Origin of the sequence: Salmonella sp. SG203 (assembly GCF_013350575.1) — a bacterium.
GTDB classification, from domain to species: Bacteria; Pseudomonadota; Gammaproteobacteria; order Enterobacterales; family Enterobacteriaceae; genus Salmonella; species Salmonella enterica.
Window position 1 is genome coordinate 30,601 of sequence record NZ_SNMT01000027.1, and the last position, 24,069, is coordinate 54,669.

At 52.0% G+C, this 24,069-nt stretch carries 24 protein-coding genes and 3 tRNA genes; 16 read left to right on the forward strand and 11 right to left on the reverse strand.

Annotation, left to right across the window (positions count from 1 at the left end; genetic code table 11):
- Window positions 1–5 precede the first annotated feature (5 nt).
- Together HV477_RS24130 and HV477_RS24135 are read left to right on the forward strand one after the other, a co-directional pair.
- On the forward strand, window positions 6–533 hold the full coding sequence (locus HV477_RS24130; protein ID WP_000022011.1) for a rhodanese family protein: 528 nt from the start codon (window positions 6–8) through the stop codon (window positions 531–533).
- Between the two features lie 78 nt (window positions 534–611).
- Window positions 612–791 carry a hypothetical protein gene (locus tag HV477_RS24135; RefSeq protein WP_000494942.1) on the forward strand — a complete coding sequence of 60 codons (180 nt, stop codon included), beginning with the start codon at window positions 612–614 and terminating at the stop codon, window positions 789–791.
- A gap of 89 nt (window positions 792–880) precedes the next feature.
- On the opposite strand, the gene stpA is transcribed toward HV477_RS24135, so the two are convergent.
- A complete protein-coding gene (stpA, locus tag HV477_RS24140) occupies window positions 881–1,282 on the reverse strand; it encodes a DNA-binding protein StpA (protein WP_001051100.1) in 402 nt (133 codons plus the stop codon).
- Window positions 1,283–1,980: 698 nt separating this feature from the next.
- Here stpA and alaE point away from each other — a divergent pair.
- Window positions 1,981–2,430 (forward strand): L-alanine exporter AlaE, encoded by a 450-nt coding sequence (gene alaE / locus HV477_RS24145; protein ID WP_000492669.1) that lies wholly within the window; start codon window positions 1,981–1,983, stop codon window positions 2,428–2,430.
- Between the two features lie 34 nt (window positions 2,431–2,464).
- Here alaE and HV477_RS24150 read toward each other — a convergent pair whose 3' ends face one another.
- On the reverse strand, window positions 2,465–2,815 hold the full coding sequence (locus tag HV477_RS24150) for a DUF2002 family protein (protein WP_000281304.1): 351 nt from the start codon (window positions 2,813–2,815) through the stop codon (window positions 2,465–2,467).
- Window positions 2,816–2,976: 161 nt separating this feature from the next.
- Between HV477_RS24150 and HV477_RS24155 the strand changes: the two genes are divergently transcribed.
- A complete protein-coding gene (locus HV477_RS24155) occupies window positions 2,977–3,303 on the forward strand; it encodes a DUF883 domain-containing protein (protein ID WP_001519557.1) in 327 nt (108 codons plus the stop codon).
- An 83-nt stretch (window positions 3,304–3,386) separates the two neighbouring features.
- Here HV477_RS24155 and HV477_RS24160 read toward each other — a convergent pair whose 3' ends face one another.
- Window positions 3,387–4,721, reverse strand: a complete 1,335-nt coding sequence (locus HV477_RS24160; protein WP_001138467.1) for a PLP-dependent aminotransferase family protein — start codon at window positions 4,719–4,721, stop codon at window positions 3,387–3,389.
- Window positions 4,722–4,809: 88 nt separating this feature from the next.
- On the opposite strand from HV477_RS24160, the gene HV477_RS24165 reads away from it, so the two are divergent.
- The 12 genes from HV477_RS24165 (at window position 4,810) to emrB (ending at window position 18,161) form a co-directional block, all read left to right on the forward strand.
- Entirely contained in the window at window positions 4,810–5,241 is a 432-nt protein-coding gene (locus tag HV477_RS24165; protein ID WP_000209815.1) for a carboxymuconolactone decarboxylase family protein, read from the forward strand.
- Window positions 5,242–5,512: 271 nt separating this feature from the next.
- Window positions 5,513–5,758, forward strand: a complete 246-nt coding sequence (gene nrdH, locus HV477_RS24170) for a glutaredoxin-like protein NrdH (protein WP_000028870.1) — start codon at window positions 5,513–5,515, stop codon at window positions 5,756–5,758.
- Complete coding sequence (gene nrdI / locus HV477_RS24175) at window positions 5,755–6,165, forward strand: class Ib ribonucleoside-diphosphate reductase assembly flavoprotein NrdI (RefSeq protein WP_001275401.1); 411 nt, start codon at window positions 5,755–5,757, stop codon at window positions 6,163–6,165. Before nrdH ends, nrdI begins: the two co-directional genes overlap by 4 nt.
- Window positions 6,138–8,282 (forward strand): class 1b ribonucleoside-diphosphate reductase subunit alpha, encoded by a 2,145-nt coding sequence (gene nrdE / locus HV477_RS24180; RefSeq protein ID WP_052934597.1) that lies wholly within the window; start codon window positions 6,138–6,140, stop codon window positions 8,280–8,282. The genes nrdI and nrdE overlap by 28 nt, the downstream gene beginning before the upstream one ends.
- A gap of 10 nt (window positions 8,283–8,292) precedes the next feature.
- Window positions 8,293–9,252, forward strand: coding sequence for a class 1b ribonucleoside-diphosphate reductase subunit beta (nrdF, locus tag HV477_RS24185; protein ID WP_000777906.1), 960 nt, complete (start codon window positions 8,293–8,295; stop codon window positions 9,250–9,252).
- Window positions 9,253–9,606: 354 nt separating this feature from the next.
- Window positions 9,607–10,809 (forward strand): glycine betaine/L-proline ABC transporter ATP-binding protein ProV, encoded by a 1,203-nt coding sequence (proV, locus tag HV477_RS24190; protein ID WP_079899035.1) that lies wholly within the window; start codon window positions 9,607–9,609, stop codon window positions 10,807–10,809.
- Window positions 10,802–11,866, forward strand: coding sequence for a glycine betaine/L-proline ABC transporter permease ProW (proW, locus tag HV477_RS24195; protein WP_079899034.1), 1,065 nt, complete (start codon window positions 10,802–10,804; stop codon window positions 11,864–11,866). Before proV ends, proW begins: the two co-directional genes overlap by 8 nt.
- A gap of 69 nt (window positions 11,867–11,935) precedes the next feature.
- Complete coding sequence (gene proX, locus HV477_RS24200; RefSeq protein WP_001216618.1) at window positions 11,936–12,931, forward strand: glycine betaine/L-proline ABC transporter substrate-binding protein ProX; 996 nt, start codon at window positions 11,936–11,938, stop codon at window positions 12,929–12,931.
- 164 nt (window positions 12,932–13,095) lie between these two features.
- A complete protein-coding gene (locus tag HV477_RS24205; protein WP_000165769.1) occupies window positions 13,096–14,280 on the forward strand; it encodes an MFS transporter in 1,185 nt (394 codons plus the stop codon).
- A gap of 496 nt (window positions 14,281–14,776) precedes the next feature.
- Window positions 14,777–15,307, forward strand: coding sequence for a transcriptional repressor MprA (gene mprA, locus HV477_RS24210; protein WP_000378431.1), 531 nt, complete (start codon window positions 14,777–14,779; stop codon window positions 15,305–15,307).
- Between the two features lie 126 nt (window positions 15,308–15,433).
- A complete protein-coding gene (gene emrA, locus HV477_RS24215) occupies window positions 15,434–16,606 on the forward strand; it encodes a multidrug efflux MFS transporter periplasmic adaptor subunit EmrA (RefSeq protein ID WP_001275606.1) in 1,173 nt (390 codons plus the stop codon).
- Window positions 16,607–16,622: 16 nt separating this feature from the next.
- A complete protein-coding gene (gene emrB, locus HV477_RS24220) occupies window positions 16,623–18,161 on the forward strand; it encodes a multidrug efflux MFS transporter permease subunit EmrB (RefSeq protein WP_001187298.1) in 1,539 nt (512 codons plus the stop codon).
- Between the two features lie 48 nt (window positions 18,162–18,209).
- Here emrB and HV477_RS24225 read toward each other — a convergent pair whose 3' ends face one another.
- The 8 genes from HV477_RS24225 to HV477_RS24260 all read right to left on the reverse strand — a co-directional run bounded on the left by HV477_RS24225 (window position 18,210) and on the right by HV477_RS24260 (window position 24,068).
- Window positions 18,210–19,580: a carbohydrate porin gene (locus tag HV477_RS24225; RefSeq protein WP_000645137.1), complete on the reverse strand. Its 1,371-nt coding sequence runs from the start codon at window positions 19,578–19,580 to the stop codon at window positions 18,210–18,212.
- A 345-nt stretch (window positions 19,581–19,925) separates the two neighbouring features.
- A complete protein-coding gene (gene luxS, locus HV477_RS24230) occupies window positions 19,926–20,441 on the reverse strand; it encodes an S-ribosylhomocysteine lyase (protein WP_001130194.1) in 516 nt (171 codons plus the stop codon).
- Between the two features lie 149 nt (window positions 20,442–20,590).
- Window positions 20,591–22,147, reverse strand: a complete 1,557-nt coding sequence (gshA, locus tag HV477_RS24235; protein WP_000611821.1) for a glutamate--cysteine ligase — start codon at window positions 22,145–22,147, stop codon at window positions 20,591–20,593.
- Window positions 22,148–22,223: 76 nt separating this feature from the next.
- Window positions 22,224–22,649 (reverse strand): YqaA family protein, encoded by a 426-nt coding sequence (locus HV477_RS24240; RefSeq protein WP_001279499.1) that lies wholly within the window; start codon window positions 22,647–22,649, stop codon window positions 22,224–22,226.
- The gene (gene yqaB, locus HV477_RS24245; protein ID WP_000271296.1) at window positions 22,646–23,212 is read right to left on the reverse strand and encodes a fructose-1-phosphate/6-phosphogluconate phosphatase; all 567 of its coding nucleotides are present in this window, start codon (window positions 23,210–23,212) and stop codon (window positions 22,646–22,648) included. Before yqaB ends, HV477_RS24240 begins: the two co-directional genes overlap by 4 nt.
- 370 nt (window positions 23,213–23,582) lie before the next feature.
- Window positions 23,583–23,659 (reverse strand) — tRNA-Arg (locus HV477_RS24250).
- A 193-nt stretch (window positions 23,660–23,852) separates the two neighbouring features.
- Window positions 23,853–23,929, reverse strand: a tRNA-Arg gene (locus tag HV477_RS24255).
- Between the two features lie 62 nt (window positions 23,930–23,991).
- Window positions 23,992–24,068: transfer RNA gene (locus tag HV477_RS24260), tRNA-Arg, on the reverse strand.
- Window position 24,069 lies beyond the last annotated feature (1 nt).

Below are 24,069 nucleotides of genomic sequence, written 5' to 3' on the forward strand. Positions count from 1 at the left end.
GCACGATGTCCATTGGGATAGTTTCCCCCCGTGAGGCGCAAGCGCTGATAGCGCAAGGCGCGAAACTGATTGATGTACGCGACGCCGACGAATATCTGCGCGAGCATATTCCACATGCGCAACTGGCGCCGCTTTCCCGGCTTGAACAGGGCGATTTGCCCGCCAACCTGCGAGCGGAACAGATTATTTTTCACTGTCAGTCAGGTAAACGAACCAGCAGCAATGCAGCAAAACTACAAGCCATTGCCGCCCCAGCTCAGGTCAGTCTACTGGAAGGCGGTATCGACGGATGGAAAGCGGCAGGATTGCCCGTCACAGAAGACAAATCGCAACCGTTGCCACTGATGCGTCAGGTGCAAATCGCCGCCGGCGGGTTGACGTTGCTTGGGGTGATTCTGGGCTATACGGTCCACGGCGGCTTTTTCCTCATTAGCGGTTTTGTCGGGGCCGGGTTAATGCTGGCAGGCATGACCGGCTTCTGCGGAATGGCGCGACTACTGGAAAAAATGCCCTGGAATACCCGTACTCATTAAGCGGTACCTTCACCGCGCGTCGGTAGGTGTGTAGTAGACTGAAGGCGGGTTTATACCATTGTTCAACAGGAGGGCGTGATGTTCACACCAGGCGATATCGTACAGCCCCGAATGGGTGGGCCGAAACTGAAAGTGATTGAAGTCAACGAGGATCATATTGTCGCGGTACAGGTCGGTAATGAACCGGGCGAAAAATTGATCCTCAAAGCGGCAGATGTCACCCCCTATTGCGAAGAGGGCGATTTTGGCGTGTGCTGATTTATCAGAATGAGCATGGCGCAACGTTCCCTGAGTCCCGGTTAATAGAGTCAGGAAACGAAGCGCCATCTGTTAAAAGCTATCCGTGATTAGATTAAGAAATCATCCAGAGATTTCCCCGCCGCCAGCGCCTGGGCAATCGGTTTAGGCGTACGACCTTGTCCGGTCCAGGTTTTTTCTTCGCCATTGAAATCAGTAAAACGATATTTTGCCGGACGCGGCTGGCGCTTTTTAGCAGAACGCGGCATTGCTGAATCCATGGCAAATAACTCTTCCGGGTTAATACCGTCTGCTTTCATCAGCTCCAGAAAGGCATTAATTTTCTCCTGCTTCTCGGCAAGCTGGCGTTGCTGCAATTCTTCTTCTTCGCGTCTTTCTTTAGTGACAACCCTGAATTTTTCGAGCATTTCTTCAAGAACGTCAATGGAGAATTCGCGAGCCATAGCGCGCAGCGTGCGGATATTATTTAAGTTCTGTAACATCAAATTCATATCAATAAAAACCTTTTAACGCAGAAAACAAAAAACTATTACAGACGGTATTGTATGCGATTGTTGATTATATTTCCAGATCCTAAAGTTCATACAGATATACACAGCATAACTCGATTAATTATATTAATCTGTTAACCAGAAGGTTATATTCATTACCCCCTGCGTGTTTCAGGTTATTCTGCCTACGGTATATCTGTAGGTTTCCCGTTTGGCTGTTTATAGCGTATTGCGTATCTCAGTAACCGAGGTGACCCTCACGGTGGCTGACCTTATACAGAAGTGAATATTTCAGCACAATAAGAGATTAACCATTCAAAAATCATCATCAGAGCTTTATGCTAAAAATCAGCCTGCAATAGCTATAATTATGCTGAGAAAAGTAGAGCGCGTGCCGTTAGCCGAGAATACATCGCATCTGACAACATTTGGAATGTGGCTGAAAATCGCCAGAAAAACAATGCATTATAATGCATTGATTTAAAAGTAATTAATGACTAACAACAACGAAAATCTCGCCGCGAGCAAAAAACACACAATCACAGAGTATTTTATCGACAAAAAGCCTATAAATAAAAATATTACACTAGTTGATAGTTATTATATAGGGATATACTCTATGCAAAGACAAAAGTGCTTTATGATTTCACTACCAACCATCACCTCATTCTGATCGATACGCTACAAGGAGCATTAACATGTTCTCTCCACAGTCACGCTTGCGTCATGCCGTAGCAGACACGTTTGCGATGGTTGTTTACTGTTCTGTTGTGAACATGTTGATCGAGATATTCCTCTCCGGAATGAGCTTTGAGCAGTCGCTTTCTTCCAGGCTGGTGGCGATACCTGTCAACATTTTGATTGCATGGCCATACGGCGTTTACCGCGATCTGATTATGCGCGTCGCGCGTAAGGCAAGCCCGGCGGGATGGGCCAAAAACCTGGCGGATGTATTGGCTTATGTCACCTTTCAGTCACCCGTTTATATTATCATCTTGCTGACCGTCGGCGCCGGCTGGCATCAGATAGTGGCCGCCGTGAGTTCAAACATTGTTGTTTCAATGTTAATGGGCGCGGTTTATGGCTACTTCCTGGATTATTGTCGCCGCCTGTTTAAAGTGAGCAGCTATCATCAGGCTAAGGCATAAGTTAACGTCGCGACTGGCATTGCCAGTCGCGCTTTTAGTCGCTTTTTTCGTCGCCAAAAAGCCCGTTCAGATAACGTTCTAACGCTATTCGGGAGCTAAAGCCGTGGGGAATACCGTAATGTTCGTGGGTCTCGCCGCCTAAATAGAGCGGAAAATTTTGGTAATGATCGCAGGTTTTAATATCCGAAGCCGGGTCAGCCAGTGATGAGCTACGGTCTTTTAATCTGGGATGAATGATCAGCGCGGTACGCCCCATACGCGCCTCGCGGTTAACATAAACATAATTTTCGCCGCGTCGATAACCATACGTCTTATTCGTCACCACATCGACGGTAAACCCTGCCTTTTCCAGTACCCGCGCCACCTCGTCAGGTCGTAAATACATATTTTATCCTCATTCTCTTTTACTGCGGGCTTACCTTACCCGATAGCGCGTTATCAACGCTTTCAGAAAAGTCCAGAAACGCATGATATCGCCGTAACAAGCCTCAGCAGGTAAAAATATGAACTACACTGAAAGCTACATCGAAATCAATGGAGGATCATATGCTTAACAAACCGAACCGAAACGACGTCGATGATGGTGTTCAGGATATTCAGAATGATGTCAATCGATTAGCCGACAGTCTGGAAGATGTCCTTAAATCCTGGGGAAGCGATGCGAAAGACGAAGCTGAGGCTGCGCGACGCAAAGCACAGGCGTTGCTGAAAGAGACCCGGGCGCGGATGCAGGGTCGTACTCGCGTAAAACAAGCCGCCTGTGATGCGATGGGATGCGCGGATACGTTTGTGCGTGAAAAACCCTGGTGTAGCGTAGGAACCGCCGCAGCGGTAGGGATTTTTATCGGGGCGCTGCTTAGCCTGCGTCGCTAACGACGTGCGCAGCCGGATGGCGACATACTTTATGGGGCCTGCATCATTGCCGCAGGCCCAGGTCGCGCCATTCGGCGAAACGGTTACCGTATCACCTGTCGAAGCTGCCATGCGACCTGTTTCGCCATGCCAGCGGAAGTAATATTGGTAAACGACAGTAAAATGCCCCCCTTTCCTGACGAAACCACTCGCCAACGGCTTAGCGCCTGTACCGCCAGTCCGGCCTGATTCGCTTTTGCTACCTGCGCTTTATCATCACCTTCAACCTCAATAACCAATTGAATACCGCCTTTCTGTAATGTCACGACAAATCCCTGTTCTGCCAGCGCCTCTTCAATCCATAACCGTCGCTGAGCATAATGTTGGCGCATCTTTTTCAGATGCCGCCAGAAATGGCCATCACGGATAAAATCAGCCAGCGTGTGCTGCCATAACAACGGTACGCTACAGGGCATCAGCGACGCCTGCTGGCGGAAATGCTCAATCTGCTTTATCGGCACCACCAGCCAGGCGGTACGTAATGCCGGAAAGAGCGACTTACTGAACGTTCCGGCGTAAATCACTCGCTGCGGGGCATCCAGACTCTTGAGCGGCGGAAGCGGTTTACCGTGATAACGAAATTCGCTGTCGTAGTCATCTTCAATAATCCAGGCCTGCACATTCGCCGCCCATGCCAGAAGTTGCCGTCGGCGAGTTAACGACAGCGCCACCCCCAACGGACTTTGATGGGCGGGCGTCACCAATGCAAAGCGTCCCTGCGGGCAATCCCGCATCCCCGCCGCGACATTCAGCCCATCGGCATCGACCGGAATCGGCGCCAGCGTAATCCCCTCCTGCGTTATCACCGGGCGAATTAACGGAAAGCCGGGATCTTCCACCCACATGCTGTCTCCCGGCACAGACAATGTACGCAGGATTAGCCGCATAGAATCCGCATATCCGGAGGTAATAAATACCTGTTCCGGCAGACATTCAATGCTACGCGAAACCCGCAGGTAATCGACTATCGCCTGGCGCAAAATCGCCTCGCCGCAGACGTCGCCTAATGCCAGATCGAAGCGTGTCTGCGTGCGCAACCGACGCCCCATTACTCGCGCCCACTTCTCGCGTGGAAAGAGATCCAGCGCCGGTAACCCCATCTGAAAGGGTTTCGGTTCCGGACTTTCTCCGGCAAAAACAGCGGGTATCGGCGGCGCCGTCTCAAACCGTAGAGCGTTGCTCACAAACGTGCCTGCCTGGCCACGTCGCTCCAGCCAGCCCTGCGCCACCAGCTCGCCATAGGCATTTTCCACCGTGGCGCGAGAAACGCCCAGTTCCTGCGCCCACGTCCGACTGGAAGGCAAACGCGTTCCGGGCGCGAGTTCTCCTTGCTCAATGGCCGTTTTTAACTGACGAGCGATGTGCTGATAGCGCGGCATATGGTCTGCTTTTTCTGTAAAAATATGGCCCTCTTTTACAGACCATTATAGTGCTACAGTGCTCGTCATCAACACGAGGAGAAACATGATGACGACGTTACGCCAACCCTATTATGAACTGAGCCCGGAGGTTTACAGCGCTCTGGTGCAGGCGAAAAACGCGCTGGAAAAGAGCACGCTTGACCCCACGCTGATGGAGCTGATTTACCTGCGTGTTTCGCAAATAAATGGTTGTGCATTTTGCCTGGAGATGCACAGCAAAGCGCTGCGTAAGGCTGGCGTGAATCAAGCTAAATTAGATGCGCTGGCAGGATGGCGAGTAAGCCACCATTTCAGCGAGCAAGAGTGCGCGGCGTTAGCCTGGGCGGAATCGGTGACGCACATTGCTGAAACCCACGCCGAAGATAATGTTTACTTGCCGCTGCTCGATCATTTCAGCGCGCGTGAAATCAGCGATCTGACCTTCGCCATCGGTTTAATGAACTGCTTTAACCGTCTGGCGATCGGTATGCGAATGTGACGCATTGTTGCCGGATGGCGCGGATGCCAGCCAACTCTGTTATGCGTGAACCTGCAGGCCGGATCGGGCGTTCACGCCGCCATCCGGCAAAAATTAGCCATGCCGCCCCTACCCCGCTGCGTTCATCTGCGGCGTTAAAATCAATCGAAAATTCCCATATCTTGTATGGTTGAATCTTAATTCAACTACATCTAGTATTTCCTGTATCAACACCCGACAATCCGACGCGTTTCATCGCGCCGTTTTCTCATTTTAAATGGAAATACGAATCATGAGCATTACTATTTACACTCGCAATAACTGTGTTCAGTGCCACGCCACAAAGCGGGCGATGGAAAGCCGTGGATTTGAATTTGAGATGGTGAACGTCGATCTGGTGCCGGATGCAGCGGATACGCTCCGGGCGCAAGGATTTCGTCAATTACCGGTGGTGATGGCGGGCGATTTGAGCTGGTCTGGCTTCCGCCCGGACATGATTAACCGTCTGCACCCGACACCCCACGCGGCAAACGCATGAGCGCGCTCGTCTACTTCTCCAGCAGCTCTGAAAATACGCACCGTTTTATGCAGCGTCTGGGGCTGCCTGCCACGCGTATCCCGCTCAATGAACGGGAGCGAATTCAGGTAGACGAACCGTACATTCTGGTTGTGCCGTCATACGGCGGCGGCGGGATGGCCGGTGCAGTGCCGCGACAGGTGATCCGCTTTTTAAATGATGAACACAACCGGGCGCGCATTCGCGGCGTCATCGCCTCCGGTAACCGCAATTTCGGCGATGCCTGGGGATGCGCTGGCGATGTGATAGCACAAAAATGCGGCGTCCCCTGGCTGTACCGCTTTGAGCTCATGGGCACACAACGCGACATCGATAACGTCCGAAAAGGAGTAAATGAATTTTGGCAACAACTACCCCGGAGCGCGTAATGCAGGAAACCATGGATTACCACGCCCTGAACGCGATGCTGAATCTTTATGATAAAGCAGGCCATATTCAGTTCGACAAGGACCAGCAGGCGATCGACGCCTTCTTTGCCGCCCACGTCCGCCCGCATTCCGTGACGTTTGCCAGCCAGCATGAACGTCTGGAGACGCTGGTTCGGGAAGGGTATTACGATGACGCTGTCCTCGCGCGTTACGACCGCGCCTTCGTCTTCCGCCTGTTCGAGCACGCCCACGCCAGCGGCTTTCGCTTCCAGACGTTTCTTGGCGCCTGGAAGTTCTATACCAGTTACACGCTGAAAACCTTCGACGGCAAACGTTATCTGGAACACTTTGAAGATCGGGTGACAATGGTGGCGTTGACGCTGGCGCAGGGTGACGAAACGCTGGCCACCCAACTGACCGATGAAATGCTTTCTGGTCGCTTTCAGCCCGCTACCCCGACTTTTTTAAATTGCGGTAAGCAGCAGCGTGGGGAACTGGTCTCCTGCTTCCTGCTCCGTATCGAAGACAACATGGAGTCGATCGGGCGGGCGGTGAATTCGGCGCTGCAACTCTCCAAACGCGGCGGCGGCGTCGCGTTTTTACTCTCCAATCTGCGCGAGGCGGGCGCGCCGATCAAACGCATTGAGAATCAGTCTTCCGGCGTGATCCCGGTGATGAAAATGCTGGAAGACGCGTTTTCGTATGCCAACCAGCTTGGCGCGCGCCAGGGGGCCGGCGCGGTTTATCTCCATGCGCACCACCCGGATATTCTGCGTTTTCTGGATACCAAACGAGAAAACGCTGACGAAAAAATCCGGATCAAAACGCTCTCTCTCGGCGTGGTGATCCCGGATATCACCTTCCGGCTGGCGAAAGAAAACGCGCAAATGGCGCTCTTTTCGCCCTATGACATACAACGACGCTACGGCAAACCGTTTGGCGATATCGCCATTAGCGAACGGTACGATGAATTAATTGCCGATCCGCACGTGCGCAAAACCTATATTAACGCCCGTGACTTTTTTCAAACACTGGCGGAGATTCAGTTCGAATCCGGGTATCCCTACATCATGTTTGAAGATACGGTAAACCGCGCGAATCCTATTGCTGGTCGCATTAATATGAGCAACCTGTGCTCGGAAATTTTACAGGTCAATAGCGCCTCCCGTTACGACGATAACCTTGACTATACCCACATCGGGCATGACATCTCCTGCAATCTCGGCTCGCTGAATATCGCTCACGTCATGGATTCACCGGACATTGGCCGTACCGTAGAAACCGCTATTCGCGGCCTGACGGCGGTGTCGGACATGAGCCATATACGCAGCGTGCCCTCAATAGCCGCCGGTAATGCCGCCTCTCATGCCATCGGTCTGGGCCAGATGAATCTGCATGGCTATCTGGCGAGAGAAGGCATTGCCTACGGTTCGCCGGAGGCGTTGGATTTCACCAATCTCTATTTTTACACCATTACCTGGCATGCCGTGCATACTTCAATGCGGCTGGCCCGCGAACGCGGCAAAACCTTCGCCGGATTTGCGCAGTCGCGCTATGCCAGCGGCGACTATTTTACGCAGTATTTACAGGACGACTGGCAACCGAAAACGGCGAAAGTCAGAACGCTATTTGCCCGCAGCGGCATTACGCTACCTACACGAGAAATGTGGCTAAAGCTGCGCGACGATGTGATGCGCTATGGCATCTATAACCAAAATTTGCAGGCGGTGCCGCCGACCGGTTCGATTTCTTACATTAATCATGCGACCTCCAGCATTCATCCGATTGTGGCCAAAATTGAAATTCGCAAAGAGGGCAAAACCGGGCGTGTGTATTACCCCGCGCCGTTTATGACCAATGAAAACCTGGACATGTATCAGGATGCTTACGATATCGGTCCGGAAAAAATTATTGATACCTATGCCGAGGCCACGCGCCACGTCGATCAAGGGCTGTCGCTCACCCTGTTTTTCCCCGATACCGCCACGACCCGCGATATCAACAAAGCGCAGATCTATGCCTGGCGAAAAGGTATTAAGTCACTGTATTACATCCGGCTTCGCCAGTTGGCGCTGGAAGGTACTGAAATTGAAGGCTGCGTATCCTGCGCGCTATAAGGAAAGCCATATGAAATTATCTCGTATTAGCGCCATCAACTGGAACAAGATCCAGGACGACAAAGATCTGGAGGTGTGGAACCGGCTGACCAGTAACTTCTGGCTGCCGGAAAAAGTGCCGTTATCGAATGATATTCCGGCCTGGCAGACGCTGAGCGCCGCCGAACAGCAGCTCACTATTCGCGTGTTTACGGGTCTTACGCTGCTCGACACTATCCAGAACATCGCTGGCGCGCCGTCGTTAATGGCAGATGCCATCACGCCGCATGAAGAGGCAGTACTGTCGAACATCAGCTTTATGGAAGCGGTACACGCCCGCTCTTACAGTTCTATTTTTTCCACGCTGTGCCAGACGAAAGAGGTTGATGCCGCCTACGCCTGGAGCGAAGAAAACCCGCCGCTTCAGCGTAAGGCGCAGATTATTTTGGCTCATTACGTCAGCGATGAACCGCTAAAGAAAAAGATTGCCAGCGTCTTTTTAGAGTCTTTTCTGTTCTATTCCGGCTTCTGGCTGCCGATGTATTTCTCCAGCCGCGGTAAGCTCACGAACACTGCCGACCTGATTCGTTTAATCATTCGCGATGAAGCGGTTCACGGTTATTATATTGGCTATAAGTATCAGATAGCGCTACAAAAACTATCGGCAATCGAGCGTAAAGAGTTAAAGCTTTTCGCGCTGGATTTGTTGATGGAACTGTACGACAACGAAATCTGCTACACAGAAGCGTTATATGCGGAAACCGGCTGGGTTAACGACGTCAAAGCCTTCTTGTGCTACAACGCCAATAAAGCCTTAATGAACCTGGGTTATGAGGCGTTATTTCCGCCAGAGATGGCTGACGTGAATCCCGCAATCCTTGCCGCGCTCTCGCCGAATGCCGACGAAAATCATGATTTCTTTTCCGGATCAGGTTCATCTTATGTGATGGGGAAAACAGTCGAAACCGAAGACGAAGACTGGAATTTTTAACCTTACGGGCATGGGAAATAACGTTACATTTCCCATGCCTTTATTTCAAGCAATAGGGAGTCAAATCGCGCAAATATTACAACATGTCCTACACTCAATACGAGTGAGATTATTCACCTGAATCCCCCCAATTCAGGTGGATTTTTGCTGGTTGTTCCAAAAAATATCTCTCCCTCCCCATTCGCGTTCAGCCCTTATATCATGGGAAATCACAGCCAATAGCACCTCGCAATATTCATGCCAGAAGCAAATTCAGGGTTGTCTCAGATTCTGAGTATGTTAGGGTAGAAAAAGGTAACTATTTCTATCAGGTAACATATCGACATAAGTAAATAACAGGAATCGTTCTATTGCATGGCAATTAAATTAGAAGTGAAGAATCTGTATAAAATATTTGGAGAGCATCCACAGCGTGCCTTCAAATATATTGAAAAGGGACTATCGAAAGAGCAAATACTGGAAAAAACGGGGCTATCGCTTGGCGTTAAAGACGCCAGTCTGGCCATTGAAGAAGGCGAGATATTTGTCATCATGGGATTATCCGGTTCGGGTAAATCCACAATGGTACGCCTTCTCAATCGCCTGATTGAACCCACCCGCGGACAGGTACTGATCGCCGGCGTTGATATTGCCAAAATATCAGACGCTGAGCTTCGCGAGGTGCGCAGGAAAAAGATTGCGATGGTCTTCCAGTCATTTGCGCTCATGCCCCATATGACCGTGCTGGATAATACGGCATTCGGTATGGAATTAGCGGGCATCGCAGCGCAAGAGCGTCGCGAAAAAGCGCTGGACGCCTTGCGTCAGGTGGGGCTTGAAAATTACGCTCATGCCTATCCGGATGAACTTTCCGGTGGGATGCGTCAGCGTGTTGGACTTGCCCGCGCGCTGGCAATCAACCCTGATATCTTATTAATGGATGAAGCGTTTTCCGCCCTCGATCCATTAATTCGTACCGAAATGCAGGATGAGCTGGTGAAATTACAGGCGAAACATCAGCGCACCATTGTCTTTATTTCCCACGATCTTGATGAGGCTATGCGTATTGGCGACAGGATTGCCATTATGCAAAATGGCGAGGTCGTACAGGTTGGTACGCCGGATGAGATCCTGAATAATCCGGCAAATGATTATGTCCGCACGTTCTTCCGTGGCGTGGATATTAGTCAGGTATTTAGCGCCAAAGATATTGCCCGTCGCAGCCCGGTCGGATTAATTCGTAAAACGCCAGGTTTTGGTCCCCGTTCGGCACTGAAATTATTACAGGATGAAGACCGTGAATATGGTTACGTCATTGAGCGTGGCAATAAATTCGTGGGCGTCGTGTCCATCGACTCATTAAAAGCGGCATTAAGCCAGGCGCAAGGGATTGAAGCGGCGCTTATCGACGACCCTTTAGTCGTTGACGCGCAAACCCCACTCAGCGAGTTGCTCTCTCACGTCGGCCAGGCGCCCTGCGCGGTGCCGGTTGTCGATGAAGAACATCAGTATGTTGGCATTATTTCAAAACGTATGTTGCTACAGGCTTTAGATCGCGAGGGGGGTAACAATGGCTGATCAAACGAATCCGTGGGATACCGCACAGGTGGCCGATACTACGACGCAAACGGCTGATGCCTGGGGAACACCGGCAGGCGTAGCCACGGACGGCGGCAGTACCGACTGGTTGAACAGCGCGCCCGCGCCAGCCCCTGAACACTTTTCTCTTCTGGACCCGTTCCATAAAACGCTGATCCCACTGGATAGCTGGGTCACAGAGGGAATTGACTGGGTCGTCACCCATTTCCGTCCCCTTTTTCAGGGGATTCGTGTGCCGGTGGATTACATCCTTAACGGCTTTCAGCAACTGCTGCTGGGAATGCCCGCCCCTGTGGCGATTATTCTCTTTGCGCTGATTGCCTGGCAGGTTTCCGGCGTGGGCATGGGGATCGCAACGCTGATATCGCTGATCGCCATCGGCGCGATCGGCGCCTGGTCACAGGCGATGATTACCCTGGCGCTGGTATTGACCGCCCTGTTGTTCTGCGTCGTGATCGGATTACCGATGGGAATCTGGCTGGCGCGCAGCCCGCGCGCAGCCAAAATAGTTCGTCCGCTGCTGGATGCGATGCAGACCACGCCCGCGTTTGTCTATCTGGTGCCGATTGTCATGTTATTCGGCATCGGTAACGTGCCGGGCGTGGTGGTGACGATTATTTTTGCTCTACCGCCGATTGTACGCCTGACGATCCTGGGCATTAACCAGGTGCCTGCCGACTTAATTGAAGCGTCGCGCTCGTTCGGCGCCAGCCCGCGCCAAATGTTGTTCAAAGTGCAACTACCGCTGGCGATGCCCACCATTATGGCAGGCGTTAATCAGACGCTGATGCTGGCTCTCTCGATGGTCGTCATCGCCTCGATGATTGCGGTCGGCGGGCTTGGTCAGATGGTACTACGCGGCATTGGTCGTCTTGATATGGGGCTGGCAACCGTCGGCGGCGTCGGCATTGTGATTCTCGCCATCATTCTGGACCGTCTGACGCAGGCCGTCGGGCGCGACTCACGTAGCCGCGGTAACCGTTGCTGGTATACCACCGGTCCTGTTGGGCTAATCACCCGCCCTTTCGTTAAGTAACTCTCCTGACGCCCGGTGACCCTGCGCTTACCGGGCTTACAACTCCCTACCATAATTAAAGGAACAACGATGCGACATACTGTGATATTTGCCTCAGCGTTTGCCACCCTTGTCACCGCCAGCGCTTTCGCTGCCGACCTGCCTGGCAAAGGCATTACCGTTCAACCTATCCAAAGCACGATTTCTGAAGAGTCCTTCCAGACGTTACTGGTCAGCCGGGCGCTGGAAAAGTTGGGTTATACCGTAAATAAGCCGAGTGAAGTCGATTACAACGTAGGCTACACCTCCATCGCCTCTGGCGATGCGACGTTTACCGCCGTGAACTGGCAGCCGCTGCATGATGATATGTATGCCGCAGCAGGCGGAGACAACAAGTTTTACCGCGAGGGCGTCTTCGTCTCCGGCGCTGCGCAGGGCTATCTGATCGATAAAAAAACCGCCGAGCAGTACAACATCACCAATATCGCTCAGCTAAAAGATCCGAAAATCGCCAAAATCTTCGACACTAATGGCGACGGAAAAGCGGACATGATGGGCTGCTCGCCGGGCTGGGGCTGCGAAGCCGTAATCAATCACCAGAATAAAGCGTTTGATCTGCAAAAAACCGTTGAGGTCAGCCACGGTAACTATGCGGCGATGATGGCTGATACCATTACCCGTTTTAAAGAAGGCAAGCCGGTGCTGTATTACACCTGGACCCCGTACTGGGTGAGCGACGTAATGAAGCCGGGTAAAGATGTCGTCTGGCTACAGGTGCCGTTCTCCTCCCTGCCGGGCGAACAGAAAAATATTGATACTAAACTGCCGAACGGCGCGAACTATGGGTTCCCGGTCAATACTATGCATATTGTCGCCAATAAGGCATGGGCGGAGAAAAACCCGGCGGCGGCGAAACTGTTCGCCATCATGAAGCTGCCGCTGGCGGATATCAACGCGCAGAACGCCATGATGCATGCCGGTAAATCGTCTGAAGCCGATGTTCAGGGCCACGTAGACGGCTGGATCAACGCCCACCAGCAGCAGTTTGACGGCTGGGTGAAAGAAGCGCTGGCCGCGCAGAAATAATATCGTTTTTTATGCCGGATAAGGCGCAGTTCATGCGCCGCTATCCGGTCTATTCAATCTCTCCTCAAAGCGCACGATTCATCACGTCACTGTTCCCCTTTATTCATCAACATCCGCTATGATTGTTTTCCCAGGAAATAATTATCTAAATCACGATTACCATCATGACGAAACCCACTCATGGGCTTAGCCCGGCGCTGATCGTTTTAATGTCTGTGGCCACGGGTCTGGCGGTCGCCAGCAACTACTACGCCCAGCCGCTGCTTGATACCATCGCGCATCACTTTTCGCTTTCCGCCAGCTCCGCAGGGTTTATCGTTACCGCCGCGCAGTTGGGCTATGCCGCTGGCCTGTTGTTTCTGGTGCCGCTCGGCGACATGTTTGAACGCCGAACGCTGATTGTCTCCATGACGTTGCTGGCGGCTGGCGGAATGCTGATCACCGCCAGCAGTCAGTCGCTTAGCATGATGATACTCGGAACGGCCTTAACCGGACTGTTCTCCGTGGTGGCGCAGATTCTGGTTCCGCTGGCCGCCACACTTGCGACGCCCGCCACCCGCGGTAAAGTGGTCGGCACCATTATGAGCGGCCTGTTGCTGGGGATCCTGCTGGCGCGAACGGTCGCCGGACTGCTGGCAAACCTCGGCGGTTGGCGCACCGTATTTTGGGTAGCGTCGGCGCTGATGGCGCTGATGGCCGTCGCGTTGTGGCGCGGACTGCCAAAGCTCAAATCCGACACCCATCTTAACTACCCGCAACTGTTGGGTTCTGTATTCAGCCTGTTTATTCACGATAAGCTGCTGCGTACCCGCGCGCTGCTGGGCTGTCTGACCTTTGCTAATTTCAGCATCCTCTGGACGTCAATGGCCTTTTTGCTCGCCGCGCCGCCGTTTAGCTATTCCGAGGGGATGATTGGCCTGTTTGGCCTGGCGGGGGCCGCCGGCGCTTTAGGCGCGCGTCCGGCTGGCGGATTTGCCGATAAAGGTAAATCTCACCTCACCACCACGTTCGGCTTACTGCTGCTGTTACTCTCCTGGCTGGCTATCTGGCTTGGGCACACCTCGGTACTGGCGCTGATTATTGGCATTCTGGTACTGGACCTCACCGTTCAGGGGGTACATATCACCAATCAGACGGTCATCTATCGTTTGCATCCGGATGCGCGTAACCGGCTCACCGCCGGCTATATGACCAGCTACTTTATCGGTGGCGCCGCGGGGTCGCTGATTTCCGCCTCCGCCTGGCAACATGCTGGCTGGGCCGGCGTTTGTCTGGCGGGTGTCACGGTAGCCTTACTTAATTTACTGGTCTGGTGGCGAGGTTTTCACCGACAGGAAGCCGTAAATTAAGCGGATAGTGAGCGTTTACCTTTGTTTAAGCTCCTTAGGGTGTTAAGGAGCTCCCCAGTCTGTTAAGGTTATGCTATTCATTTATCATGGTTATTTTTATACCGGTGAAGAATAATATAATTCTATGGAAAGCCCTGCATCCCCATCTGCTCCCAGGCCAATAGCGCCCGTTCAAGGATTCGAAGGTCGTTCACCGATAGCTATCCGTGATATTCCGGTGGCTTTTGCATCGGGTTGTAAGGCCGTTTACCCGGCTTTCGCCCCTCCCGCTTATCGTTCTCTCCTGATTTTTTCATGCAGGCACTCACGCTTTTCTCGTCATTCCTGGATTTGCCGCAGGCGGCGCTTTACCGGGCCCAATGTTCCCGCTGGCGTCTCAGTCTGCGTATCATTGGTTGCTTTATAGCCTGAAAGAATGATTTTGTATTAATAATACATTTACTTTATTTGTCACTGTCGTTACTATATCGGCTGAAATTAATGAGGTCATGCCCAAATGGATAGTTCGTTTACGCCCATTGAACAAATGCTAAAATTTCGCGCCAGCCGTCACGAAGACTTTCCTTATCAGGAAATTCTTTTGACTCGTCTTTGTATGCACATGCAAGGCAAGCTCCTGGAAAACCGCAATAAGATGCTGAAGGCTCAAGGGATTAACGAGACGTTGTTTATGGCGTTGATTACGCTGGAGTCTCAGGAAAACCACAGTATTCAGCCGTCTGAATTAAGCTGCGCGCTGGGTTCATCTCGCACCAATGCGACACGCATTGCAGATGAGCTGGAAAAACGCGGCTGGATTGAGCGTCGTGAGAGCGATAACGACCGCCGTTGCCTGCATCTGCAATTAACGGAGAAAGGCCAGGCATTTTTGCAAGAAGTGCTTCCGCCTCAGCATCATTGTCTGCATCAACTCTGGTCATCACTTAGCACAGCCGAAAAAGATCAACTTGAGCACATCACTCGTAAACTCCTGACGCGTCTTGATCAAATGGAGCAGGAAGGCACTGTTCTTGAGGCGCTGCGCTAAAGCGCCGACCCGCTCAAAAATCCAGATTAATAACAGGAAAGCGGACAGGCCGGCACGCATTACTGCTGGCCTTTCTGACAACAGGTCGGCTCAGCCGATGTGAATAATAAGATCGTGGAGAACAACATGAGCGCAAATGCGGAGATCCAAACCCCGCAGCAACCGGCTAAGAAGAAAGGCAAACGCAAAACAGCGCTGCTACTTCTTACCTTGCTCTTTGTTATTATTGCCGTGGCATATGGAATTTATTGGTTTTTAGTATTGCGTCATATTGAAGAGACAGATGATGCTTACGTGGCAGGGAACCAGGTTCAAATCATGGCGCAGGTGTCAGGCAGCGTGACGAAAGTCTGGGCTGATAACACCGACTTTGTAAAAGAGGGCGATGTTCTGGTCACGCTCGATCAGACTGACGCCAAACAAGCGTTTGAAAGAGCCAAAACGGCGCTGGCCTCCAGCGTGCGCCAAACGCACCAGTTGATGATTAACAGTAAGCAGTTGCAGGCGAATATCGACGTGCAAAAAACCGCCCTGGCGCAAGCGCAGAGCGACCTTAACCGTCGTGTGCCGCTGGGTAATGCCAATCTTATTGGCCGGGAAGAGCTGCAACACGCCCGCGATGCCGTCGCCAGCGCGCAGGCACAGCTGGATGTCGCCATTCAACAGTACAATGCCAACCAGGCAATGATACTCAACAGTAATCTGGAAGATCAGCCTGCGGTTCAACAAGCGGCGACCGAAGTGCGTAACGCCTGGCTGGCGCTGGAGCGTACTCGCATCGTCAGTCCAATGACCGGTTATGTCTCCCGCCGCGCCGTCCAGCCTGGCGCGCAGATCAGCCCCACCACGCCGCTGATGGCCGTGGTGCCTGCAACCGATCTGTGGGTGGACGCTAACTTTAAAGAGACTCAATTAGCGAATATGCGCATTGGGCAGCCAGTGACGGTGATTACTGATATTTATGGCGACGACGTAAAATACACCGGTAAAGTCGTCGGTCTGGATATGGGAACAGGCAGCGCCTTCTCTCTGCTGCCCGCGCAAAATGCGACGGGTAACTGGATTAAAGTAGTTCAACGTCTGCCGGTACGCGTCGAACTGGACGCCCGACAGTTAGAACAACATCCGCTGCGTATTGGTTTATCGACGCTGGTCACCGTGGATACCGCTAATCGCGACGGTCAGGTACTGGCCAGCCAGGTACGAACGACGCCGGTTGCCGAAAGTAACGCACGCGAAATTAATCTCGCGCCGGTCAATAAACTGATCGACGACATCGTACAGGCTAACGCGGGTTAATCCTGAGGTGCGTGTGATGCAACAGCAAAAACCGCTGGAGGGCGCGCAGCTCGTCATCATGACGATCGCGCTGTCGCTGGCGACATTCATGCAGGTGCTGGACTCCACCATTGCCAACGTGGCGATTCCGACCATCGCCGGGAACCTGGGTTCTTCCCTAAGCCAGGGGACATGGGTTATCACCTCTTTCGGGGTGGCGAACGCTATCTCGATTCCCTTAACCGGCTGGCTGGCGAAACGTTTTGGCGAAGTCAAACTGTTCATGTGGTCGACGGTCGCCTTTGCCGCGGCCTCCTGGGCCTGTGGCGTATCCAGCAGCCTGAATATGCTGATCTTCTTCCGCGTGGTGCAGGGCGTGGTCGCCGGGCCGCTGATTCCGCTCTCGCAAAGCCTGTTGCTGAATAACTATCCGCCTGCAAAGCGCTCCATTGCGCTGGCGCTCTGGTCAATGACCGTCATTGTCGCGCCGATTTGCGGCCCGATTCTGGGGGGCTACATCAGTGATAATTACCACTGGGGATGGATTTTCTTCATCAACGTGCCGATTGGCATCGCCGTCGTCCTGATGACGTTACACACGCTGCGCGGACGTGAAACGCATACCGAACGGCGACGTATTGACGCCGTCGGGCTGGCGTTACTGGTGATTGGCATCGGCAGCCTGCAAATTATGCTCGATCGCGGTAAAGAGCTGGACTGGTTCTCCTCGCAGGAAATTATCATCCTGACCGTGGTCGCCGTCATCGCCATCAGTTTCCTGATCGTCTGGGAACTGACCGACGATCACCCTATCGTCGATCTTTCTCTTTTTAAATCGCGTAACTTCACGATTGGCTGCCTGTGCATCAGCCTTGCCTATATGCTCTATTTCGGCGCCATTGTTCTATTGCCGCAGCTTTTGCAAGAGGTGTACGGCTATACCGCAACGTGGGCAGGTCTGGCGTCAGCGCCAGTCGGTATTATTCCGGTAATTTTGTCGCCGATTATCGGACGCTTCGCGCATAAACTGGATATGCGCAGGCTGGTCACGTTCAGCTTCATTATGTACGCCGTCTGTTTTTACTGGCGCGCCTGGACGTTCGAACCGGGTATGGATTTCGGCGCTTCCGCATGGCCGCAGTTTATTCAGGGATTTGCCGTCGCCTGCTTCTTTATGCCGCTGACCACCATTACGCTCTCCGGGTTACCGCCAGAACGGCTGGCGGCGGCATCAAGCCTGTCGAACTTCACGCGAACGCTGGCAGGTTCCATCGGCACCTCGATTACCACCACTATGTGGACCGATCGTGAGTCGCTACACCATGCTCAGCTCACCGAGTCGGTTACGGCGTATAATCCAAACGCTCAGGCTATGTACGATAAACTGGAAGGCTTAGGGATGACGCACCAACAGGCGTCAGGCTGGATAGCCCAGCAAATCACGAATCAGGGGCTGATTATTTCCGCCAACGAAATCTTCTGGATGTCGGCGGGGATCTTCCTGGTGCTGCTCGGCCTGGTGTGGTTCGCCAAACCGCCCTTCGGTGCGGGCGGCGGCGGTGGCGGCGCGCACTAACTATCTGATAAAAGGGATCTGCGGATCCCTTTTTTAATAGATCAACAATCAGAAGAAATATTTGAATCTCAGACGCCCGCCGTAACGCGCATCTTCACTGTTATCGCCATTATTCGGATTGGCCTCTACCCATGAAGCATAGGCACCGAGGTAGATGTTAAAGTTTTTCATATCCATCACGTTGGGGAATAAATATGAGGCATGAATAGTGTGAATATCATAATTGCCGGGATCGGTGATCCAACAATCGTCCTCACAAACGGCATCGATATTGGTAGCATTGAAGGCTTCGATTTTGTTATGCGCATAGATATAACCCAGTTCAAATCGATGCCACAGCGCATTCACCCCAGCGGTAAAATCTGTCTCATCGGTCGCATCCATATAGGCGGTATTCAGGTTAATCACTGCGCCATCTTCCGGGTCAGTTTTTTGACCATTCCAGGTCATGGTAAAACCATAGCCCGTACGATCTGACTGATCGATCCACTTCCCATTCTCATAATAGCCATAGGCGTTGTTAACGACGTTACTTTCCATCGCTATCGCCGTTGAAAAACGCCCGTTTTGCCAGGCGATAACCGGACGGACGTAAGCCACGTTTTTATCGTTGGTTAAATCCATTCCGTGGTACTGCTTCTCGGTATATAACGTACTACCATTTTCCAGCAATGTGTTAACTTCGAAATACCAGTTGTCGATGGTTTTACTCAGCAGGAAGTTACCCCCACTGTCGCTACGTCCCCGTCCTTCTTTCATCATATAGATATAGCCGTAACCGTCACTGTAAAGATCGTTCGCTGTATTCCCCGAATATTCAATAAACGTATCCTGATTCAGCGGGAACATATCGTAGGCTTCAAAACGACCAACCTTAATTTTCCAGTCATTCTCACGACCAAAGAAGAAAACGGCATCATCGAGGTTCATTTTTCCGGTCAGGTCCGCCAGAGGCTGTACAGAGAATCCGGCAAAATTACCGTTGTCCAGCCGCTGGTAGCCATCAAAGCCCAGCAACAGGCGTCCGTTAATATCCCAGCGTTCATTGGTTCCTGATGCCCAATCTTTATTCGCTGACGTTCTCATCGAGGTCAGGCTACCGGAACGGCTTGCCGCATCCATATTAAATTCGACATCGCCATAGAACTTAATATCGCTGAATCCGGATAAGGTCAGCTTCGGCGGCGTTTTATCTGCTGCAATGGGCTCGGCGGACTGGACATTCACCGTCGGCGTAGCGGCGACCTGCTGCTGTTTCAGCGAGCGAATTTGCGCCTCGGCATCGGATGCCCGTTTTTCAGCATTAACAACACGTTGCTCCAGTTCAGCCAGACGCTGCTCAATAGTGATATTATTCGCTGCCCAAAGGTTATGAGAAAAGCAAGCACCGATCATCAGCGCCAAATATTTAGCCTTCATTTTTTATCCCTTAAGTTTGATGTATACCAGATAAGATTTGCTAAAAACCCCATCGACCGGCTATTAGTAGAGTCTTGTTATTACCTGGATATCTGGCGCATTCCATTATGTTTTTCTATTAATTATTTATGATTTTTAGTTTATGTGATCAATACACTCTGGCATCGTGAGTTATCCGCCTTTTCTGTTTACCAGATCACATTTTATTATTTAACAGGCCAGGCATTACTTAATTTAAAATTTATTCTTGCCGCAAATATAATAAATACAAATTATATTAAGCAATAAAAAACCCCGGTCATAAACCGGGGTTAATTTAAATACTGGAACCGCTCACCAATAAGACTAAATATGCAATTCCTGCAGTTTTTCTTTCGGCAGCGCCAGCTCTTTATTGCTGTTCACGCGCACATCACGCTCCAGAATATGACGGGCAATGTCCTGCGCTTCACTGAGCGAGTGCATCTGATACGTACCGCACTGGTAAACGTTCAGCTCCGGGATCTGGTTTTGATCCTGCACTTTCAGCACATCCGCCATCGCCGCTTTCCACGCGTCGGCAACACGCTGCTCGTCCGGCGTGCCAATCAGGCTCATGTAGAAACCGGTACGGCAGCCCATCGGCGAGATATCGATAATCTCAACGCCGTTACCGTTGAGGTGGTCGCGCATAAAGCCAGCAAACAGATGCTCAAGCGTATGAATCCCTTTTTCCGGCATCACTTCTTTGTTCGGAATGCAAAAACGCAGATCAAACACGGTGATTGCGTCGCCATGCGGGGTGTTCATCGTTTTTGCAACCCGGACCGCCGGCGCTTGCATCCGGGTATGATCGACTGCGAAGCTATCTAATAATGGCATTTAGTCACCTCCGATAATTTTTTAAAAATAAACTGAACTCTTTGTTCCGGGGCGAGTCTGAGTATATGAAAGACGCGCATTTGTTATCATCATCCCTGTTTTCAGCGATGAAATTTTGGCCACTCCGTGAGTGGCCTTTTTCTTTTGGGTCAGGCGTGTTTTGCAAGCCACGCGGCAAACGGCTCGGTATCCGCCGCCTCAATCTCCTGCTGACGACGTACTGAAGCGTCACGTTCAGCAATAAACTCTTCTTCCTGTAAAATCTCCAGCGGCTCTTCGCGTAACAGATTACGGTAAGCCTCACCGAACGCTTTCCCGGTGCCGCCAATGCCTTCATCAATCATAGACCGTAGGATCCGGGCGGAGAATGTCAGTTCAGGATTATCAAAGCAGGCGACCAACTCATCACACACCTTTTGATACTCCTCTCCCCCGTGGATACTGTCCAGCGTTTGCGCCACGCGTTTCAGATCGCGGAAGAGATCTTTCCCTACTTTGGGCAGCGGGAACTGCGCGGTTTCACAGCCAATCCCCAGGGTAAGGCCCGGCTTACGCCCTTCCAGAATAACGCGATTCCAGTTAGTACGCGTACATAACAGCTCATCGCTACTCATTTCCGGCGCATCGGCCAATACGCACCAGACCATAAACAGATCGAGGAAGCGCACCTGTTGCTCGTCTACGCCGATCGGTGAGAACGGGTTAATATCGAGAGAACGAACTTCAATATACTCAATACCGCCACGCAGAAGCGCATCTGAAGGCGATTCGCCGCTGCGCGTCACGCGCTTGGGACGAATGGGCGCGTACAGCTCATTTTCAATTTGCAGAACGTTGCTGTTAATCTGTAGCCGCTTACCGTCTTTTTCCACACCAATCCGCGCGTACTCTTCTGACGGCGTTTTAATCGCCCGCTTCAGACCTGCCACATACTCATGCAAATCGTTAAACGTAATACCCAGATTGCTTTGCGACTTATTGGTATAGCCCAAATCACTCAAACGCAGCGACGTCGCATATGGCAGGTAGTACATGCCGCAGTCCGTTTTTTCAAACGGTAATGTGGTTGGCTTCCCTTGCAGGAAAGAGGAGCAAATGGCCGGAGACGCGCCAAACAGATAGGGGATGACCCAGCCAAAACGGTAATAGTTGCGAATCAGACGAAAATAGCCGGCAGAAATTTTTTCTTTTGCCGCTTCACCTTCCGTAACGCCGCATTTCGCCTGCCAGAACGCCATCGGTAATGAAAAATTGTAATGTACGCCGGAGATGGTTTGCATCAAAGCGCCATAACGATTTTTCAGCCCTTCGCGATAGAGCGTCTTAAAACGCCCGGTATTGGATGTGCCGTACTGCGCCAGCTCTATGTCCTGCCCTTCCGCAATATAGCAGGGCATACTTAATGGCCACATCCGCTCATCGCCCAGTTTCCTGGCCGTATACCGATGGAGATCGCGCATAAAAGTGAGCATATGCTGGATATCGCCATCGACTGGCGTAATAAACTCCAGTAGGGCTTCCGCAAAATCCGTGGTAATCCATTTATGGGTCAGCGCTGAACCTAACGCTTCAGGATGACCTGTTGTCGCCAGCGTGCCATCAGCATTGACACGCAGCGTTTCGCGCTCTAACCCGCGCTGTATCCCCTTTAACGCCTGAGGATGTTTTTCCAGCCAGGCCAGAGCCTGTGATACGTCCGGGATCAAATTGACCTCCCGCCTGTCCAAATCGTTTTAATAAGCATAACTGTAATGGCGGCCATACATGCCAAACCTACAATTATTACCACCACATCATGCCCTGAACCGTCGCCGCTGCGAGCGCAACATAGCGCAGCGCCTTACCAAGACACAAAAAAAAGATCGTCCGCCCCCACGGGATGCGCATCCATCCCGCTAACAGGCACAACAAATCACCGATGACCGGCATCCAGCTTAATAATAGTGTGGCTGCGCCATAACGCTTTAGCCAGCCAGTCGCTTTTTCCTGCCAGCGCGACGTTTTGCGCAGCGGAAAGAAACGCCCAAGAATAACGTTAGTTACCCCTCCAAGGCTATTACCCATTGTTGCTGTTAAGACTAAGACCCAGGGATGGCTGACGCCGGAGACCAGCATAGCAACCAAAACCACCTCAGAATTACCGGGTAACAGCGTCGCGCTGAGAAAACTACTGGCAAACAGAGACAGGAGCGACAGTCCGTCACTCACAATAGTCGGACATCCACGGCATCCATTCCCGCCGCCCGCGCCGCCTGTAAACCAAAATCGGCATCTTCAAATACCACGCACTGCGTCGGCATGACGCCCATCCGCTGGGCGCACAGTAGGAAGGTGTCAGGCGCAGGTTTGTGATGCTGTACGTGATCTGCCGCCACAACCGCATCAAAATAACGACGCAGCCCCAGATGCGCTAACAAGGCTTCCGCGATAGCGCTTTCGCTACCGGTACCGACCGACATGGGACGCCGCCCATGCCACGCTTTGACCACCTCAACCAGCGGCAGCGGTTCTACGCAGTCCAGCAGGATGCTTTTTACCGCGTCGGTTTTCTCACGCGCCAGTGACAGGGGATCAAGATCGGCATGGTTAAGCTCAATGATTGACTGGGCGATAAGCCAGGTTGGCGAACCGTTAAGCGCGACCATTGCCTGTTCATCAAAACGAAGACCATAGCGCCCCAAAACCTCACGCCACGCTTTGCGATGCGTGGGTTCGGTATCCAGGAGAGTACCGTCCATATCAAAAATCAAACCAGCATAACGTGCGTACATCGTGTTCTCGCAAACCGAATAACCAGACAGTACTTTATCGCAATTGGTTGATTTTGTCGCTAATAGAGATGAAGAGGTGTGTTCAGGATAAGGGGAAAAGCGATTGCGGGGCAGTGACGTATCCGGGAGGATTATTCGCCTTATGGGCCGTTGCTGACGCAACGTTATCCTTCCTGGTGCCAGCGGGGATTATAGCTATCTTATCTGCATCTTCATCGCTGAAAGTACGGAGAATATGGTGCATCCGGGAGGATTACTCGCCTTACGGCTCGCCCTTCGGGCCGTTGCTGACGCAACGTTATCCTTCCTGGTGCCTGCGGTGATTACCGCTATCTTATCCGCATCTTTATCGCTGAAAGTACGGAGAATATGGTGCATCCGGGAGGATTCGAACCTCCGACCGCTCGGTTCGTAGCCGAGTACTCTATCCAGCTGAGCTACGGATGCATTGGAAATGATGTTTACTACAAGATTTGATGTCGCATTTACTGCCACACTAAATAAGATGGTGCATCCGGGAGGATTACTCGCCTTAAGGCTCGCCCTTCGGGCCGTTGCTGATGCAACGTTATCCTTCCTGGTGCCAGCGGTGATTACCGCTATCTTATCCGTATCTTCATCACTGAAAGTACGGAGAATATGGTGCATCCGGGAGGATTCGAACCTCCGACCGCTCGGTTCGTAGCCGAGTACTCTATCCAGCTGAGCTACGGATGCATCGGAAAACTTGCTTTACTGCCGATATTGATACCGCGGTGAAAGCCGTATCAAGTAAGAGATGGTGCATCCGGGAGGATTCGAACCTCCGACCGCTCGGTTCGTAGCCGAGTACTCTATCCAGCTGAGCTACGGATGCA

Coding starts and splice junctions, on each gene's coding strand:
- HV477_RS24130 (WP_000022011.1), top strand. CDS start 6: ATGTCCATTGGGATAGTTTCCCCCCGTGAGGCGCAAGCGCTGATAGCG.
- HV477_RS24135 (WP_000494942.1), top strand. CDS start 612: ATGTTCACACCAGGCGATATCGTACAGCCCCGAATGGGTGGGCCGAAA.
- stpA (WP_001051100.1), bottom strand. CDS start 1,282: ATGAATTTGATGTTACAGAACTTAAATAATATCCGCACGCTGCGCGCT.
- alaE (WP_000492669.1), top strand. CDS start 1,981: ATGTTCTCTCCACAGTCACGCTTGCGTCATGCCGTAGCAGACACGTTT.
- HV477_RS24150 (WP_000281304.1), bottom strand. CDS start 2,815: ATGTATTTACGACCTGACGAGGTGGCGCGGGTACTGGAAAAGGCAGGG.
- HV477_RS24155 (WP_001519557.1), top strand. CDS start 2,977: ATGCTTAACAAACCGAACCGAAACGACGTCGATGATGGTGTTCAGGAT.
- HV477_RS24160 (WP_001138467.1), bottom strand. CDS start 4,721: ATGCCGCGCTATCAGCACATCGCTCGTCAGTTAAAAACGGCCATTGAG.
- HV477_RS24165 (WP_000209815.1), top strand. CDS start 4,810: ATGACGACGTTACGCCAACCCTATTATGAACTGAGCCCGGAGGTTTAC.
- nrdH (WP_000028870.1), top strand. CDS start 5,513: ATGAGCATTACTATTTACACTCGCAATAACTGTGTTCAGTGCCACGCC.
- nrdI (WP_001275401.1), top strand. CDS start 5,755: ATGAGCGCGCTCGTCTACTTCTCCAGCAGCTCTGAAAATACGCACCGT.
- nrdF (WP_000777906.1), top strand. CDS start 8,293: ATGAAATTATCTCGTATTAGCGCCATCAACTGGAACAAGATCCAGGAC.
- proV (WP_079899035.1), top strand. CDS start 9,607: ATGGCAATTAAATTAGAAGTGAAGAATCTGTATAAAATATTTGGAGAG.
- proW (WP_079899034.1), top strand. CDS start 10,802: ATGGCTGATCAAACGAATCCGTGGGATACCGCACAGGTGGCCGATACT.
- proX (WP_001216618.1), top strand. CDS start 11,936: ATGCGACATACTGTGATATTTGCCTCAGCGTTTGCCACCCTTGTCACC.
- HV477_RS24205 (WP_000165769.1), top strand. CDS start 13,096: ATGACGAAACCCACTCATGGGCTTAGCCCGGCGCTGATCGTTTTAATG.
- mprA (WP_000378431.1), top strand. CDS start 14,777: ATGGATAGTTCGTTTACGCCCATTGAACAAATGCTAAAATTTCGCGCC.
- emrA (WP_001275606.1), top strand. CDS start 15,434: ATGAGCGCAAATGCGGAGATCCAAACCCCGCAGCAACCGGCTAAGAAG.
- emrB (WP_001187298.1), top strand. CDS start 16,623: ATGCAACAGCAAAAACCGCTGGAGGGCGCGCAGCTCGTCATCATGACG.
- HV477_RS24225 (WP_000645137.1), bottom strand. CDS start 19,580: ATGAAGGCTAAATATTTGGCGCTGATGATCGGTGCTTGCTTTTCTCAT.
- luxS (WP_001130194.1), bottom strand. CDS start 20,441: ATGCCATTATTAGATAGCTTCGCAGTCGATCATACCCGGATGCAAGCG.
- yqaB (WP_000271296.1), bottom strand. CDS start 23,212: ATGTACGCACGTTATGCTGGTTTGATTTTTGATATGGACGGTACTCTC.